We start from the raw sequence: 15,920 nt of genomic DNA on the forward strand, positions 1-15,920 counted from the left end.
GTTTCCCGTATCAGGGCTGGTCAGAGCACCCACACATACAGCAGGAGAGCTCGAAACCGCCACCCCGACCGGCTCTGGCGGCACTTCCTCGACGCCACCGGCACCCTGCACATCACCGAACACGCCGTGACCTGCGCACTCAGCCTGCGGACCCACCGCCCGGTCCTCATCGAGGCAGGCTTCGCGGACCTGGAACCCCCCATCCCCTGGTGGAACGACCGCACCCTGCGCTTCCGCTTCCCACCACGCTGAGCAAGACGGCCAACCTCAACCGAGCTATCGCACCGGGAATCGAGGCTGACAAACCACCGGTAGGTGACAGAGCCCCTCCACGCACGCACACTCCCACAGGCCAGCACCGAGGGAATGGAACCGTTCCGGAAGGTTTCATACCTTTTGAGGGCTTGCCAGTTTGCTGCCAGGCAGGTTGGTGAGGACCACGAACTACCCGGATCCCATTGGCGGCCGGGCCATGCTGGGCCCTGTCCACAGGTCGTGGCTCCCCGGGGAGAAACCTTCCCGTGGTTCGCCGTCCGGACTCCGCCGCCCGGCCCTGATCGTTCCGTCGACCGATTGAAGCCGGGTGTCCCGATCTCACGAGTGATCCGAATCAACCCACCAAGAAAGGTGTGGACCTCTTGACCATCAACGCCACCGCCGAGCCACTCTCCCTGACCCCTCGCGAACGGCAGGTCCTCTCGCTGCTAGCAGCGGGAGGGACGTACTGGGAGATCGCTCAGAACCTCGGTATCAGCCCGCACACCGTGGACACTTACCTGCGCCGGCTTCGCACCAAAACCGGGACGGCGAACAGCGTGCAGCTCATTGCGCTTGCCCTTCGGAACGGCTACCTACCCTGATCCCGGCACCGCGCTGATGCGCCCGGTCCCTGGGGACTGAAATCTCGTGACTGGCCGGCCTCCTGAAACCGCGCAAACATTATTTCCGGGCCGAAGAGAAACACGGAACCAAGAAGGACGAAGGCGCGGCTATTGATGAGTACGAGGAGCTGAGGGTATGCGGGAGAACGAACGGGGAGCGAAATCGACGCTCCGCGACCGGCTCCTGTCGGAAACCGTCCGATATGCCGAAGCCATTCCCTTCTACGCTGAACGCTGGGGTCCGTCCGCCGCAGGACGAATTTCCACCACGGGCTCCCTCCCCCGACTGCCGGAGATCGGACGGGACGATATCGCCCGGCATGGCGACCGGATGCTGCATCCGGACCGGACACCCAGCGTCATGCTCCACAGCACCGGGACGACCACCGGACGGCCCGTGCGCCGGTTCCGGTGCGCGGAGGAACTGGCGGCGATGGACGCCTTCCGGCACCGGCTTAGCTCCAAGGCCCGGGCGCGAAAGGGCGAGAGTCGTCCGATCGTTCACTTCACGACCCTCTCGGCCCGCCACCACGGTGCCGTCCTCGGTGCCCGCACGGGCGCACAGCGTTCGGTGTCCCTCAGCCTTCTGACGGTGGGGGAGGTGGAGCGGTCGGTGGCCCTGCTGGCCCACGGCCACCTCTTCCCCGATCTCCCGGACGACGGCTGCGTATACGAACTGAGCGGATCACCACAGGACTTGACGTTGCTGGCCACCGTCCTGTCCGAGCCGGGGAACGAGGCCGCACGACGCAGAATCCAGCGAATCGTCGCTGTGGCGGACTTTCTCTCCCACGCCCAGCAGCGCCTTCTGGCCCAAGTGATGCCCGACCCGGGGCGGGTCGTCCACCGCTACAGCCTCTCGGAAGTGGCGGGTGGTGCCACCCGCTGCGAGCGCTGTTCCCTGTTCCACTTCGACGCGATCGTGGTGCCCGAGGTGGTCCCTCTGGATGGCGGCGATCCGGTGCGCGAGGGCGTGGGTCGACTGGTGCTGACCGAACTGTATCCGTTCTCTCAGGTGCAGCCGCTGATCCGGTACGACACCGGTGACCTGGTCGAGGCGGTCCCCTCCGACTGTGACGCCGGCGAGGTTTCGGTGGAGCTGCTGGGCCGCACCGCACTCGTGCCGACTGTGCGCACGGCGGGCAGCCAGGTGCCGGTATACCGGCCCTACGCCCTGCGGGAGTTCACGGAAAAGATGCCCGAGCTGTGCCGTGCTCCGGTCTCCGGCCTGCCCCCCTGGCAGTCCACTGCGGGAACCATCCCGCTGGTGGCCTGCGAGTTCCACCCGGCCACCGGCCGTGAGCCGCACCGGCTGACGGTGCGCGCCGCGGTCGGGTTCCCGCCCCGTCTCCTACCGGAGGCCGTTGAGGGGGTCACGGAGCGGCTGCGTGCCGCGGTCCTCGCCTCCTCACCCGAACTGCAGGATCTGGTGACCCGTTGCGTCTGTGAGCTGCGCATCGAAATCACCGGTGACTCCTCCGCCGTCCCACCGCTCGCGACCCGCTGAGCACGACGGCGAACCCTTGGAATTCCGGCCCGCGTACGTAGGCCGGATGGTGCGGGCTGTTCCGGGGAGATATTCCGGGATCACGGCCGTACCGCCCTCGGACGGAATGTGGACCGTCCGATTCATCGGAAACCCTTTCCGGGTTCCCTCTTTCTGAAGGAGAAAGTCATGGAGAACGTCGAGTACATCGTGGACGAGGTTCTCGCGGCCATCGCCGACGAAGAGCTGGACGAGGTCATCGGCAGCGCCATGCTCGCCGAGACCATCTGACGTTCGGACATCCCTTAGTCCGAAAAGCTGCAGCGGGTTGGCGTGCACGCACGCCAGCCCGCTCAGTACCGGCTGTGAGGCCCGAGCGACAAGGAACTCCCGTCATGCGTTCCCGAATTCCGTTCCATTCCCAGGTGACTCTGCACGGCTGCGGCGCGGCCTGCCTGCTGATGGTCTTCGAGCACCATGCCGGGCGCCTGCCGACGGCCCTGAACACGCCGGAACTGGCTGGCCGCCGCTTGAGCGCCCGGGAACTCCTGATCCTCGCACGGGAGTACGGACTCGCGGCCCGGGCCGTGCGGATACCACTCGACCGATCGGTGCCGCCTCTGCCGAGGGCCAGCATCCTGCATCTGCGCGTCGGCCATTACGTGGTGCTGGACTCCATCAGACGGGGGCATGCGGTGATACTGGACCCGAGCATCGGCCGGCGCCGACTTCCCTGGAACCTCCTCGCAGACCAACTGAGCGGCGTCGCACTAGCCTTCGGCCGGGATGCTGGCACACCGGTGCCGACGGGCCGGGCAGCGACCGGTCCGGCGGCGGCCCCCGGCCGGGCGGACCGCGGCCCGCGGGCTTTCGAGCCGCTCCGCGCGCCGACGCGTCGACCTGAAACGGGCACGGCGCCGCTGCCGGCCCGCTCCAGGCCCAGCGGACCGAGGCTTCCGGCCGCATGCCGGATGCTCCTCGGTGACACGCTCGTCGCGTTCGCCCCGGGGCTTACGGCTCTGGTGACGGCGGCAGCACTCCAACGGCGCCCGGCACCCCGTACGGCGGCGGCCGGGTTCGCAGCGACGATCGCGTGCGCGGTCTGGGGCGGTGTGAACGGGCCACTGACCCGGCCGGCGTACAGCGCCGCCCGCTACCGCGTGGCGGACGACATCGGGCGCACTCTGGCGCACGCCGACATCGGATACTTCGTCGCACGCGGCGACAGCGATCTGCTCGCCAGGTGGCGTACGGCCCCGGCCGACCGTACCGAGCGGCGTCTCGCCCTGCCGTGGACCCTCGCCGCGCTGGGATACGCGTCAGCCGCGCTGGTCCTCGTCGGCCGAAGGGACCGGCGAGCCGCGGCAGGGTTGGCAGCCGTGTGGAGCGCGCACACACTGCTGGTCGCCGCCGCTGAGTACCGGGCCGGCGTCGCGCGGCGGGAGCGGCTACTCGCCCAGGAACAAAGTCACGGGCTCACAGCCGAGTTGCTCGCCGGTCTCGAGCGGGCGCAGCCGGCCGGTGCCGAGCGGTTCCGCCGCGACCAGTGGGGCCTCGTCGCACAGTGGCGCCGACGGACCGGACCGCTGCTGGCAACGATCGACGGCCTTGCAGCGACGGAGCGGGAGGCGGAGGAGGCGGCCCGGCGGTCCGGTGCCGTGGTACCGCTGCTCGTTTCAGTCTTCGCGCTGACCTGCCGGCGCACTCCCGGCCCGCTGGTCCTGGCGATCCTCGCCACCTCGCCCACCGCAGTCCCAGCACGGGCTGTGCGCGCGCTGGTGCGGGCCCGCGTCGACACCGTCCGTCGTGCCCGGCTGGCGGATCTCTCGGGCTCGCCGCTCGACCAGGTCTGACGCATCCCTTGCCCGCAACACCGCTTCCCCGCAGTCGGCCTGCCGTACAAAGCGGCCGTGCGGCCGCGCACCACTTCCTCACCATCGAATTCTTCGCCCCGGAGGCATCCATGCAGACAGCAGTCACCTTCGCCCACCCGGGCTGGCGTCCCGACCCCGAGCGTTTCCTGGCGATCCTCGACAGCCCCCTGCACCGCACCATCGCCGAACTCCAGAACCTCATGACCGTGGTCAGCACCCGATTCTGGGCCGAGCGGGGGGTACAGGCGATGCATCTGCCGATCACCACGGACAGTGTTTCCAGCCCAATGGGCCTGGGCAGCGACTCCCTTCCAGTGCAAGTGGACCTCTTCGGGCGTCCCACGTATCTGGCCGACTCCATGCAGTTCATGCTGGAGTACGGCTGCCGGCTCAGCCCCTCCGGAGCCTGGTACCTGATGCCGAGCTTCCGCGGCGAGGACAGCGACGCCACGCACCTCAACCAGTTCTTCCACAGCGAGGCGGAGATACCCGGCGGCCTGGCGGAAGTGATGGCCACCGTCGAGGACTATGTGCGCCGGCTCGCCGACGCCGTCCTGGCCGAGCACGCCGAAGCGGTGAACCTGCAGGCCGGGGCCACCAGGCACCTCGAACACATGGCTGCGCTCGGGGAATTCCCCAGGCTCACCTTCGACGAGGCCGTCGGTATCCTCGCCGACGACCCCGCAGCGGTACGGGACGAGGGGGGCTGGCGAACCCTGACCCGGCACGGCGAGCGACGGCTGATGGCAGAGGTGGCACCCGTGCTCTGGGTGACCCACTTCGACCATCTCTCCGTGCCCTTCTACCAGGCTTACGCGGACGAGAGCCGCGACCGGGCCCGCAATGCCGACCTACTGTTCGGCATCGGTGAAGTGGTCGGCGCGGGCGAGCGGCACATCGATGACACCGCGGCGCGTGAAGCGCTGCGGCACCACTGCGTAGACGCGCGCTCCTACGACTGGTACCTGCGAATGAAGCAGGACCGGCCCATGCTGACCGCGGGCTTCGGGCTCGGCGTGGAGCGGTGGCTGATGTGGGTGCTCGGCCAGTCCGACATCCGTGACATGCAGCTCGCCCCGCGCCTGAACGGGATCTCCCTGGCCCCCTGACCCGACCTCCGGAGCCGTCGTCATGTCCCTGAACACAGCCCCCCACAGCGATACGTCGGATGGCACACAGCCCGTGCAGCCGACACGCTGGTGTCCCGAACACATTCTGGATCCCTACACCGCCCTGGACCCCCACCCCTTCTACTCCTGGCTCCGAGAGACCGGGCCGGTCCAGTGGAACGAGCCGAGCGGGGCCTGGTACGTAACTTCGCACGCGCACGTGTCGGAACTGCTGCTCGAACCGCGGCTCGGCGCACGGTCCAAGCAAGCCCAACTGGCACTGCTGGACAGGTCCGAACACGCGGAGGTGTTCGCCGCCGAGAAGTTCCTCGCCCGATGGCTGGTCTTCTCCGACCCGCCGTTCCAGACGAGGGTGCGCAGGCTCGTCGCACCGCGGCTCACCCCGCGCGTGATCGGCGCTCTGGACGAGGTGATCTCCTCTGCAGCCCGGCATCACGTGCGCGGTCTCGAAGCCGGCACGCACGACCTGCTCGCCGAGGTCATCCGGCCCTTCGCGCTCAACGTGGTGTGCCGCGTCCTGGGGATCGAGGACGCGGACCGCGAGAGGGTCCTCTCCTGGTCCGACGCCCTGGTGCACTACCTCAGCCGTCCGGGGATCGAGACGGCGGCCGCCTGCGCGGCTGCCGACGCGGCGGCACAACTGACCGGCTACGTTGCCGACCGGGCGTTGAAGAGCCCCGCGGGGCCCATCGCCCAGGCGCTCGCCGAGCCCGTCCGGCGCGGCGAGCTGACGGCTGCCGACGCCGCCGCCGTGTTCGCGCAGATTCTCACCGGCGGCATAGAGCCGGTGGCCGTCGCAGCGGCCACCGGCATCAGCCGCCTTTTCGGCGATGCCGAACAGCACATGGCCATACACACCGGGGACGTCCCGTGCGGCCGGGCGGTGGAGGAGATCCTCCGCTTCTGCGCACCCTTCCACTATGCGCCGCGCACCGCGACGCAGAGTCTGAGCGTCGCGAGCCGGCACATCGAGCGGGGCCAGCGGGTGGTCCTCGTCCTGGCCGCTGCCAACCGTGACCCAGCCGTCTTCGCCGAGCCCGACCGGTTCAACGTTCGGCGTGCGGGAGCGGACCGCCACCTGGCTTTCGGGAGGGGTGGCCACTACTGCCTCGGTTCCGCGCTCGCGCGTCGCGAGATCGAGGTGCTCGTCGCGGAGTTGCTGGAAGCCGGCATCACGCCGGGAACACCGCTGCTGCTTCCGTCCCTGGGCATGACCGCCGTAGCGGAGCTGCCATGCCTGATCTGACACGTACGCAGATCGCCGCGCTGTTGCGCGCCGACGCAAGCCTGATCAGCCCGCACGAGCACGTCGGCAGCGAGATCATCGAGCACGGCCCGGCGGACCGTCACACCTATCGGCAGTCCGTCTCCGAGCTGATGGCGCTTATGGCCCGGCTCCGGGACCGCCTGCTGAACGGTGCGGGCACGGTGGCGGCCCTAGCCCTGCCAATGCCGTTCTACCGGTATTTCAAGCCCGCTGAGAGCCCCGTCGATCCGGTGACCGCCGTCCGTGCGATCAGGCGGCGTAACCACGAGACGCTGGACGCCTGCGCCGAGCACCGGGCCGCCGAGTCGCGCGGCCAGGGCCGGACCGTCCCGCTGGCCGCACTGCTCGCAGACCCCTTCCGCACTGCTGAGATCTTCGCTGCGGAGTACGCCGACCGCCGCGAGGAGGTCTTCGCCCTCAAGTGGCATCCGGCGGCCCATCTGCGCTCGCCCGGGGCCCATGTCGCACTCGGCTATGTCGAGCTGGCCGCCCAGTGGGACGTGCCGATTGTCGTGCACTGCGCCCCTGCGGGCCGGATGGGCGATCTGACCGAACTGCGCACACAGCTGCTGGCCCCCGCAGCCGAAAAGGGTGTACGGATCGCCGTCGCGCACGCCGGACATCTGGACCCGGCCCTGCCCGAGGTCCTGGCGGCGCCGGGCGTCTACGCGGACCTGGGCCCCTGGGAAGCCCTGCGAGAGCGTGCGCTCGACACCCCCGCCCCGAGTGGTCACGACGACCGGCTCGGCGCCCTGCTCGCCGCCGGTGGGACGCGCCTGATGTTCTCGCTCGACTCGCCCTGGCACATCGAACACTGGGCGAGCGGACGGGTACTGGGCGCGCACCCCGAGGAGTCGCTCTCCCGCCTGCTGGTGGCCACGGCCGCCGTCCGCGGCCACCAGGAGCGGCTGCTGCACCAGAACGCGTACGCGTTCCTCTTCGGCGACCGCCACGGCTGCCCGGCGCACGCGTCCACGGCGGCGCGTACGGATCCCCACTGACCCATGCCACCGGAGGTGTTGCACCCCATGGACAGCCCCGTCATCGCCGAAGCGGTCCGCAGCGGGTTCGTCGAGTCCCGGCATCGTGGCGCTCTGGTCATCCTGGACGCGGACGGCTCGCCCATCCTGCAGGCCGGCGACGTTCGGCGACCGGTCTTCCCGCGGTCGTCGGCCAAGCCGCTCCAGGCCACAGCGCTGGTGCACCCCGCCGTCCCGCTCACCGGCGAGACGCTGGCGATCACTGCGGGAAGCCACGAAGGCCAGCCCTACCATGTCGCCGCGGTACGGGCGATCCTGCGGACCGCGGGGCTGGAGGAGTCCTCCCTCGGCACGCCCGCGGCTCTGCCTTGGCCACCCGAGCCCTATCTGCGTCAAGGGGGCCGCGCCCGGCCCGTTCTCATGAACTGCTCGGGTCAGCATGCCGCGATGCTCGCGGTCTGCGTGGCCGAAGGCTGGGAGACTGAGGGCTATCACCATCCCGGGCATCCGGTGCAGCTGCGCGTGCGTGCCGCCGTGGAGGACCTGATCGGGGAACGGGCCGCCCACCTCGGTGTGGACGGCTGCCGGGTTCCGGTCCTGGCCTTCAGTCTGCTCGGCCTCGCCCGCGGCTTCCAGCGCCTTGCCACCGCCCCCGCAGGCACCCCCGCCGCTGAGGTGGCTGCGGCCATGCTCGCGCATCCGCGGTTCGTCGCGGGCGCGCAAGGGTTCGACACCCGGCTGATGGAGGCCGTGCCCGGGCTGCTGTCCAAAGCGGGAGCCGAGGGCGTGCAGTGCGTGGCGCTTCCAGATGGCCGCACACTCGCGCTGTCGGTGGAGGACGGCGCGCGCCGGGCCGTGGGGCCGGTGGTCGCCGCGGTGCTGCGCCGCCTGGGCGCAGCCGCCTTCGAGGCCGAAGCCGTGTGCAGGTCCCCGCTACCGGGTGGTGAGACGGAAGCAGACGAGGTCCGGGCCGCCGTCTTCCTGCCACACCATCGGCGTGCGGGGCCCCGTTCCCCTCATTCACCTGTGCCCGACTTCCCGGAGAACACCTGAAGGTGGCCATGTACACACTTGAAACCCTGCTCGACGGCGGACACTTCGCACCCGACCCCGAAGCCGGAACCCGCATCGCCTTCATCCACCGCAGTTTCCGTTCCGTCGGGTTGAGCCGCGGGCTGGAGGACTCCTTCTTCAAGGCCCACTTTCCCGCGCTCGGCCTGCTGAACCTGGCCCAGGCAGTCCGTACGGCGACCGCCGAGAGCCGCATACCCCCGGTCGAGGTACGGTACTTCGACGAGGATGCCCATCCCCACGAGGTGGCCTTCCGCGAGGCGGTCACCGACTGGCTGGAGGGCAGCGCACGACCGGTCGTCGCGGCCAGTTCCTACACCGGAACGATCGACCGGCTGGAGGCCTTCCTGGGCTCCTTCGCCGCCGACCGGTACCTGATCATGGTGGGCGGCGCCCATGCGTCGGTCGCGCCGGACATCGACAACGTCCACATGACGGTCCGCGGCGAGGGCACGCCGGCCCTCCTCCACGTCCTGTCGACCTTCGGCACACCCGCGTTCGAGCAGGGCGCCGGCACCCGGGGGCTGCACTATCGCACCGAGGACCGGCAGGTGGTCTCGCCCCCGTGCTTCGACCGTTCACTGCAGGAGACCGAGGGCCCTGCCTTCGCCTACGACCTACTGCCCCGACAGGTCACCGAGTCGCCGGTGTACGCCACGAACTTCACGCGCATGCTCGGGGACCGGCCCCAGTTGTACATCTGCACCCAGAGCTGCCGGGGGCGCTGCACCTTCTGCTCCACCTACCTCATCCACGGGCGCACGGTGGCCCGGCCGGTGCGGCTGATCCGCGACGACCTCGACGACCTGGTCCGCACCACCGGCTGCGACAGCGTCGAGTTCCACGACGACGACCTCACCCAGCACCCGGAGTTCGACGAGCTCGTCGAGGTCATGGGCGAGCTGGGCCTTCCCTGGTTCTGCTATCTCCGGGTGGACGGGATGAGCGCGGACCGGGCCCGCCGAATGGCCGCGGCCGGCTGCCGCAGGGCGTTCGTGGGTCTGGAGTCCATGGATCAGGCCGTGCTCGACTACTACAACAAACAGGTGACGGTGGAGCAGAACCGCTCGGCCATCAGCGCGCTCGCCGAAGCGGGCGTCGACTGCGTCACCGGTTTCATCATCGGTGCGCCCCAGCACACTGTGGAGAAGGTCGTCCACGAGATGGAGCAGTTCCTCGACCTGCCGTTGTACGCAATGAGCTGCACCATCCTGTCACCGGACCCGGCGACAGTGGAGTTCGTGCGGGCGAAGAAGGCCGGCCACTACGGGGACGAGGTGGTGCGCCGGGGCCGGATGCTGCGGCTGGTTCCGAACGTGGAGAAGTACGGGCTGGCGTCACCGGTGGGACTGCCAACCGTCTGCGAGCGCATCAGCAAGGCCGACCTCAACCGGCTGCAGGCCGTGGTGGACGCCCGCTTCTACTTCCGGGAGCACGTGTGGGAGGGGCTGACCGCCGGCCGGACACCGGAGCAGGTGGGGGTCGTGAGCGACTACTACCGCCATCTGCTGCGACGGCTCGACGACCCGGCGCTCGACGTCGGCCGCGCGGACGTCACCACGCTGGTGCAGGACACCCGCCGGGCGAGCACCCGCTTCTCCCTCTTCGCGACCGCCGCCTGACGGCCCCCTCTCGACCCGAGGAATCCGTACGACATGACTCCCACCGCCGAACCGCTCCCACCCTGCGACGGCAGCGTCCTTCAGGTGTGCGAGGTCACCCGGAACTTCCCCTCGCGCACCGGCCGGATACAGGCACTGAACGGGGTCTCCTTCAGCGTCCGCCCCGGCGAGCTGCTGGGCCTGCTCGGCCTCAACGGCGCCGGAAAGACAACTCTGTTGAAGATCATCTCCACTCTGCTGCTGCCGACCGGCGGGACCGTCCGGGTCTGCGGCCACGACGTCGCCCGCAACCCGCGCGCGGCTCAGCAACGCCTCTCCGTCGTACTGGGCGGCGAACGCGGCCTGTACCTGCGGCTGTCCGCCCACGACAACCTGCGCTTCTTCGCGATGCTTACGGGTGTCCGCGGCCGGGACCTCGCCAGGCGCCAGGACCAGGCCCTGGAGTCGGTCGGTCTCGCCGAGGCCGCCGCCCGCCCGGTGGAAACGTACTCCAAGGGCATGCGGCAGCGGCTGCACCTGGCCATCGGCATGGTGACCCGTCCCGACCTGCTCCTGCTCGACGAACCCACCGTCGGCCTGGACCCGGCGGAGGCACAGAACATTCGCGCCGCGGTGGCCCGGATGCGCGACGAAGGCACGGCGATCGTCCTCACCAGCCACTATCTCCATGACATCGAGCAACTCGCCGAGCGTGTCGTGGTCCTGCACCAGGGACGTGTCCTGCACGACCTGCCGCTGCCCCGGCTCCTGGAACGGGCGACCAGCGCCGCCGTGGTCACCTTGAACGGACGGGGCCGCCCACCGGCCGTGCCACCGCGCGACGTCGCCGACCAGGCGTGGGTCGACAAGGTCGAATCCACCGCCTCGGGATGGACGATGGTCCTGCGCGTGCGCAACTGGACACCCGAATCCCTGCGCACGCTCGCAGGCGCCTGGCCCGAGGGACACCTCTCGGACGTCCGGGTCACCCCCTCCAGCCTGCAGCAGATCTTCGACGAACTCTCCGACGGCACACGGAGGGTCGTATGACGGGCCTCCGAGTCGCCTGGGCCTCCTTCCGGATGCAACTGCGCGGCACCTCCTGGCTGTCGGTGCTCATCGCCGCCGCCGTCCAGCCCGCAACGTATGTCTCCATCACGCTTTCAGCCGACCGTCCCGGCGGGGTCGCACCCCAGGCCATCGTGCTTGGCAGCAGCCTGCTCGCGGTCTGGACCGTCACACTGTGGCAGGCCGGCATGGTGCTGCGCCGCGAGTTCTGGTCGGGCACCCTGCCCTCCATCTGCTCCCGCCCGGCCGGTCTCGGCCCGGTGCTGATCGGCAAGTCGGTGGCATGCGTGGCGCTGTCGGCAAGTGTGACGGCGCTCTCGATCATGGCGACCTCGGCCGTCGAGGGGCATCCGCTCACCATACGGCGGCCCGCGGTCTTCACCGCCGCGCTGGCCGCCGGACTGGTCAGCACACTGCCTCTCGGCCTCCTGGTCTCCTGCCTGTTCCTGCTCACCCGGTCGGCGATCAGGATCGCCGAGACCCTGCTGTACCCGATCGTCCTGCTGGGCGGCCTGCTCGTGCCGCTGAGCATGCTGCCCGCCCCACTGCGCCCGCTGGCCGACACGCTGAGCCTGCACTGGGCTCATGTGCTGCTGGCGGGTGCGATGAGCGGACCGGTGAACCGGGCGGCCTGGGCGGGCCTGCTGGCGACGGGCCTCTGCTACACCGTCGCGGCACGCCTGGCCTTCGTCCGCGTTCTGCACCGCGCCCGCGAGGAGGGCACCCTTGAGATCTTCTGACCTCTCGGCGCTCGCGAGCGCGTTCGCCCGGACGGTCCGCATCGGCGCGCGCGAGTACCTGGTGGAGTATCCGCCCGCAGTGCTGCTCGCCGCCGTTGTGCCACGCACCGTCCTGCAGGTTCTCTTGCTCACCATGCTCGGTCGAGCCGTCGCTGGCCCGGCCGGCGCGACGGCAGCCGGCCTCGGCGCCTCGGCGTTCGCGACGGTCACCGCCACCGTGAACAAGGCCCCCGACGTGCTCGTCAACGAGCGAGTACAGGGCACGCTCCACCGGCTGCGGATGACAACGCTCCCCCTGCCGGTGCTGGTAGCAGCTCGCTGGGCGGTGTACGCGGCGGAGGGCCTGACGACGGCGCTGGTCGCCGCCCCCGTCGCCGCCCTGGTGGCCGCAGACGGACGGATGCTGCACGAGCTGCCCGCCGCCCTGCCGCTGTACGCTCTGATGACCCTCAGCAGCAGCGCATTCGGTCTCGCAGTCGCCGTCCTCGCAATGAACGGCCGGGCTGACGTCTTCCTGACCAACCTGGCCACCTACCTGGTCCTCGCGCTCAGCGGGGTGCTCTCGCCCCTGCGGGGCGGCGGTGTGCGGGCCGCGGCCGGTGCCGTGCTGCCGCTGTCGCACGGGATCGCCGCGCTGCGTGCCCTGCACGCCGGGGCTCCGGTGCTCGCCACCGCGTCCGGCGAGGCGCTCGTCGGCGCGGTGTGGTGCGTGCTCGCGGTCGTGGGTCTGCGGTTGCAGGAGCGGCGCTCCAGACGGACCGGACGGGACTTCCTGCTCTGACACCCCCACGGCCTTGAGACGACGAAACAACAGGAGTCCTACGTGACGATCACCGCGACCGAGCACATAGCGCCCTCGCCCGAACTGGCCCGGTGGGTCGGCGACACCCAAACGTTTCTGACGTCCTTCTGGCGCCAGCGACCGGGCGTCTTCCGACCGTCGGTATCGCTTTGCCCGCCCCTGACCCTCGACGATGTGGACACGGTGCTCCGGGAGGGCCTGCTGCGCACTCCCTACGTGGAGATGGCATGCCCGGACCGGATGATCCCCGAGGACGCCTACTGCACCCCACGCACCGTCAACCAGACGGTGCACAGCGGCTTCGCCGACGCGACGAAGGTGTCGGAGCTGCTCCGAGACGGGGCCACGCTACTCCTGCGGCACATCGACCAGTGGCACGGCGCCACCGCAGAACTGGCCAGCCGCCTCGGCCGTGACCTCGACCGCAAGGTGGAGGCCTTCTTCTTCGCCACCCCGCCCGGCCGACAAGGGCTACGCATCCACCGTGACGACGCGGACGTGTTCGTGTTCCAGGTCAACGGCAGCAAGCACTGGCAGATTCACCCAGGGCCCGCCGACGGCAACTGGCACCCCGGGCCAATCGCCAGCGCAGGGCCGGCGCTGCTCTCACCGACCCTGCACACCGGCGAAGTGCTGTACATCCCAAGGGGTTTCGCACACTGCGCCACAGGTTCGCTCGGCCTGTCCGCCCATCTGTCGCTCACCGTTCGCGAGATCGGCGGCTCGCATCTCCACAGGGAACTGCTACGCCTGCTCTCGGCGGGACACCGCCCGCCGCCGCGTCCGCTCGACGACGCGGCATTGATCGCTCAGGCTCGTGCCCTCATCAGCCATATGACCGCCGAGTTGAGCCGGATCACCCCGGAAGCGCTGGTCGCCTCCGCCCAGCAAGGCCTACGAAAAGAGAGCGCGGCGGCACATCCCGATCCCGGTCTGGTGACACTGGCCCGGCACCTTGCCAGTGAGAGGAGCTGACCCGTCCCAACAGGTCACCGGAGCGTGCCTCGCACCAGCGGCCGCCTGCCCGTCCCAGAGCCAGGCATTCGGATGGGCCGGCGTCGGACAGCAGCGCCTTCCGGCTCCGCCCCGAGCGGCGACTCGAGGGCCAGCCGTGGTCACCGTGCGGCGCGGCAGTCGGAGCCGGCTTCCGACAAGCTCAGCACCAGCAGCACAGAGGCGGCGGCGCCACCGGAGACAGACAGGCCCGACCGCGCCGGGAGGTACAGGACTTCGGCGGTGCGCACACGCAGGTGCAGCGGAGCCGTCGAAAGAGCCGGGGCTTCACCGGCGCGCGTACTTGGTGCGAGGACAGTGCAGTCGAAGCTACCGCGTAATGGGAAAAGCAGTGCCTCAGCGCCCTTGTGCAGCGCGCCGCTGTCCCGCCAGAACGGACCCGAGGCGTAGTCGGCGCGGACGGCACGACCGAGCACGGCTTGGAGCCGGTCGGCCAGCGGAGCGGCTTCGGGACCGGCCGGCAACACATTCCACCAGGGCCCGGACAGCGGTTCCAGACGAGCCGTGGCAAGAAGGGCGAGCCTCCTCAGCAGGGCCACGGGTTCGTGTTCAGGCCACACCATTGCGGGGCTGCGGTCGCGATGGACGGAGACGGACAATGCGACTTCCCTCACGAAGCCCTCGAGTCCCAAGTCCTGTGCCTCCGCGCCAGGATCGCCGGTCATCGTGCCCCTTCCGCCCATGCTGCCCCGAGCCACCCCCGATACCACGGCAGGCAGAGGCACGTTCGAAGCCGGGGACGACGGCATGTCGCCACGCCACAAGAATCCGTAGGTCTCAAGTGTGGTGCGCGGTCCCGCGCGCGGACCAGTCACGGACTCGCGGCACCGACGACATGGGCGGTACGGCGGACCGTCAGCCAGCGGCCCCCTCCGCTTGCGGACGAGGCCCGGCGTCGGCCGCGATCAGTCCGGCCTGTGCCGCCAACGCCCCCGCCTGGAAACGGCTTTCAGCGCCGAGTGCTTCCATGATGTCAGCGATGTGCCGCCGCGTGGTGCGCAGGGACATCCCGAGACGCCGTGCGATGGCCTCGTCCTTCAGTCCGGCCGCCAGTAAACGCACTATCGTCTGGTCCAAGTCTTTGGCGACCTGTTCCAAACCGTCCTGCCAGGCGTCGGAGAAAGGCGTGGCATGGGTCCAGGTCTGCTCGAAGACCTCGCACAGGTAGGCCACTATGGTCGGTTCCCGGATCACCACCGCTCCCCACGTCCCGCGGTGGTCAGGAATGAAAGCCACTTCCCGGTCGAAGACGATGATGCGGCCGAACAACTCATGCGCGGTGCGGTACTCAGCCCCGTGCGCCCCGGCGGCGGCGACGTAGGCCTGGCTAGGACCGTTGAACCGCGCCGTGTGGTGGTACAACGTACGGATACGCACTCCGCGCTCAAGCATGGCCATGTCGCGACCCAAGGCCTCCTGCATGGCCTCCGGCACACGGTTCCCGCCGGGCTGGCTGGTCAGCATCTCCGTCACACATGCGGCGGAGGCACGGTTGAGGGCCGCTCGTACCTCCTCCAGGCTGCCTATGGTCTCTACGGCGGAGGACTCCTTGTGGTCACAGCGCCGTAGGAAGCGGTCACGCAGAGCGCCGAATCCCTGCTCCAGCAACTCCAGCTGGTCCTGCTGACTACGGATCGACTCCCGAAGCGGCCTGGCCAGAGCGGCCTTGGCCACATCCGGGTCAACTGCCCTGGCTCCAAAGGGGGCGCTGTCGTCGGGAATGACCAGACGCAGTGCCCTGAGATTCGCCAGGGCAGCGGCCACCGACCCGTACGGTAGTCCCAGGTGCTCGGCGGCACGCTCCACTTCCACGCTCCGCCGGTCCAACACCCAGCCGTATAGCGCGGTCTCGTGCTCCCCGAGTTGTCCGGGCGGCACATCGCCGGAGGAATCGTGCACTGTGTCCCCTTTTGAGTCCGGCTCACCTTGATGCCAGGCAGCTTGGTGAGGCTTGTCCCACATGGCGACGACTTCGCCGAGCCGACAGGCTGGGGCCATTGAGTCAC

15 protein-coding genes are annotated in these 15,920 nt (G+C 69.7%); 13 read left to right on the top strand and 2 right to left on the bottom strand.

Translation table 11 applies throughout. From position 1 onward, the window contains the following. The first annotated feature begins 126 nt into the window (after positions 1 to 126). From ACZ7HQ_RS01205 to ACZ7HQ_RS01265, 13 genes are all read left to right on the top strand, one after another. Positions 127 to 252, top strand: coding sequence for a hypothetical protein (locus ACZ7HQ_RS01205; protein WP_470983087.1), 126 nt, complete (start codon positions 127 to 129; stop codon positions 250 to 252). A gap of 386 nt (positions 253 to 638) precedes the next feature. Further along, positions 639 to 860, top strand: coding sequence for a response regulator transcription factor (locus ACZ7HQ_RS01210; protein WP_470983090.1), 222 nt, complete (start codon positions 639 to 641; stop codon positions 858 to 860). A gap of 382 nt (positions 861 to 1,242) precedes the next feature. Beyond that, a complete protein-coding gene (locus ACZ7HQ_RS01215; RefSeq protein ID WP_470983092.1) occupies positions 1,243 to 2,388 on the top strand; it encodes a hypothetical protein in 1,146 nt (381 codons plus the stop codon). Between the two features lie 374 nt (positions 2,389 to 2,762). After that, positions 2,763 to 4,220, top strand: coding sequence for a cysteine peptidase family C39 domain-containing protein (locus ACZ7HQ_RS01220; RefSeq protein WP_470983093.1), 1,458 nt, complete (start codon positions 2,763 to 2,765; stop codon positions 4,218 to 4,220). Between the two features lie 110 nt (positions 4,221 to 4,330). After that, positions 4,331 to 5,350, top strand: a complete 1,020-nt coding sequence (locus ACZ7HQ_RS01225; RefSeq protein WP_470983095.1) for an asparagine synthetase A — start codon at positions 4,331 to 4,333, stop codon at positions 5,348 to 5,350. Positions 5,351 to 5,423: 73 nt separating this feature from the next. Next, on the top strand, positions 5,424 to 6,617 hold the full coding sequence (locus ACZ7HQ_RS01230; protein ID WP_470983097.1) for a cytochrome P450: 1,194 nt from the start codon (positions 5,424 to 5,426) through the stop codon (positions 6,615 to 6,617). Then, a complete protein-coding gene (locus ACZ7HQ_RS01235; protein ID WP_470983100.1) occupies positions 6,605 to 7,639 on the top strand; it encodes an amidohydrolase family protein in 1,035 nt (344 codons plus the stop codon). Before ACZ7HQ_RS01230 ends, ACZ7HQ_RS01235 begins: the two co-directional genes overlap by 13 nt. Before the next feature lie 27 nt (positions 7,640 to 7,666). After that, a complete protein-coding gene (locus tag ACZ7HQ_RS01240; protein ID WP_470983102.1) occupies positions 7,667 to 8,671 on the top strand; it encodes an asparaginase in 1,005 nt (334 codons plus the stop codon). Between the two features lie 8 nt (positions 8,672 to 8,679). Then, the gene (locus ACZ7HQ_RS01245) at positions 8,680 to 10,311 is read left to right on the top strand and encodes a B12-binding domain-containing radical SAM protein (protein ID WP_470983104.1); all 1,632 of its coding nucleotides are present in this window, start codon (positions 8,680 to 8,682) and stop codon (positions 10,309 to 10,311) included. Positions 10,312 to 10,344: 33 nt separating this feature from the next. Further along, positions 10,345 to 11,340: an ABC transporter ATP-binding protein gene (locus ACZ7HQ_RS01250; RefSeq protein ID WP_470983107.1), complete on the top strand. Its 996-nt coding sequence runs from the start codon at positions 10,345 to 10,347 to the stop codon at positions 11,338 to 11,340. Continuing rightward, positions 11,337 to 12,098 (top strand): hypothetical protein, encoded by a 762-nt coding sequence (locus ACZ7HQ_RS01255; RefSeq protein ID WP_470983110.1) that lies wholly within the window; start codon positions 11,337 to 11,339, stop codon positions 12,096 to 12,098. The genes ACZ7HQ_RS01250 and ACZ7HQ_RS01255 overlap by 4 nt, the downstream gene beginning before the upstream one ends. After that, positions 12,085 to 12,879 (top strand): ABC transporter permease, encoded by a 795-nt coding sequence (locus ACZ7HQ_RS01260; RefSeq protein WP_470983113.1) that lies wholly within the window; start codon positions 12,085 to 12,087, stop codon positions 12,877 to 12,879. The genes ACZ7HQ_RS01255 and ACZ7HQ_RS01260 overlap by 14 nt, the downstream gene beginning before the upstream one ends. 42 nt (positions 12,880 to 12,921) lie before the next feature. Then, positions 12,922 to 13,875 (top strand): JmjC domain-containing protein, encoded by a 954-nt coding sequence (locus ACZ7HQ_RS01265; RefSeq protein WP_470983119.1) that lies wholly within the window; start codon positions 12,922 to 12,924, stop codon positions 13,873 to 13,875. Positions 13,876 to 14,015: 140 nt separating this feature from the next. Here ACZ7HQ_RS01265 and ACZ7HQ_RS01270 read toward each other — a convergent pair whose 3' ends face one another. Together ACZ7HQ_RS01270 and ACZ7HQ_RS01275 are read right to left on the bottom strand one after the other, a co-directional pair. Further along, positions 14,016 to 14,579: a hypothetical protein gene (locus ACZ7HQ_RS01270; protein WP_470983121.1), complete on the bottom strand. Its 564-nt coding sequence runs from the start codon at positions 14,577 to 14,579 to the stop codon at positions 14,016 to 14,018. Positions 14,580 to 14,769: 190 nt separating this feature from the next. Further along, complete coding sequence (locus ACZ7HQ_RS01275; RefSeq protein ID WP_470983123.1) at positions 14,770 to 15,813, bottom strand: helix-turn-helix transcriptional regulator; 1,044 nt, start codon at positions 15,811 to 15,813, stop codon at positions 14,770 to 14,772. Between the last annotated feature and the right edge of the window lie 107 nt (positions 15,814 to 15,920).

The sequence above is a fragment of the Streptomyces sp. NPDC037290 genome, from assembly GCF_055603245.1.

Bases quoted from the DNA above. Each gene is read 5' to 3' on its own strand.
- ACZ7HQ_RS01235 (WP_470983100.1), top strand. From the start codon at position 6,605: ATGCCTGATCTGACACGTACGCAGATCGCCGCGCTGTTGCGCGCCGAC.
- ACZ7HQ_RS01240 (WP_470983102.1), top strand. From the start codon at position 7,667: ATGGACAGCCCCGTCATCGCCGAAGCGGTCCGCAGCGGGTTCGTCGAG.
- ACZ7HQ_RS01270 (WP_470983121.1), bottom strand. From the start codon at position 14,579: ATGACCGGCGATCCTGGCGCGGAGGCACAGGACTTGGGACTCGAGGGC.
- ACZ7HQ_RS01245 (WP_470983104.1), top strand. From the start codon at position 8,680: ATGTACACACTTGAAACCCTGCTCGACGGCGGACACTTCGCACCCGAC.
- ACZ7HQ_RS01220 (WP_470983093.1), top strand. From the start codon at position 2,763: ATGCGTTCCCGAATTCCGTTCCATTCCCAGGTGACTCTGCACGGCTGC.
- ACZ7HQ_RS01255 (WP_470983110.1), top strand. From the start codon at position 11,337: ATGACGGGCCTCCGAGTCGCCTGGGCCTCCTTCCGGATGCAACTGCGC.
- ACZ7HQ_RS01225 (WP_470983095.1), top strand. From the start codon at position 4,331: ATGCAGACAGCAGTCACCTTCGCCCACCCGGGCTGGCGTCCCGACCCC.
- ACZ7HQ_RS01215 (WP_470983092.1), top strand. From the start codon at position 1,243: ATGCTCCACAGCACCGGGACGACCACCGGACGGCCCGTGCGCCGGTTC.
- ACZ7HQ_RS01250 (WP_470983107.1), top strand. From the start codon at position 10,345: ATGACTCCCACCGCCGAACCGCTCCCACCCTGCGACGGCAGCGTCCTT.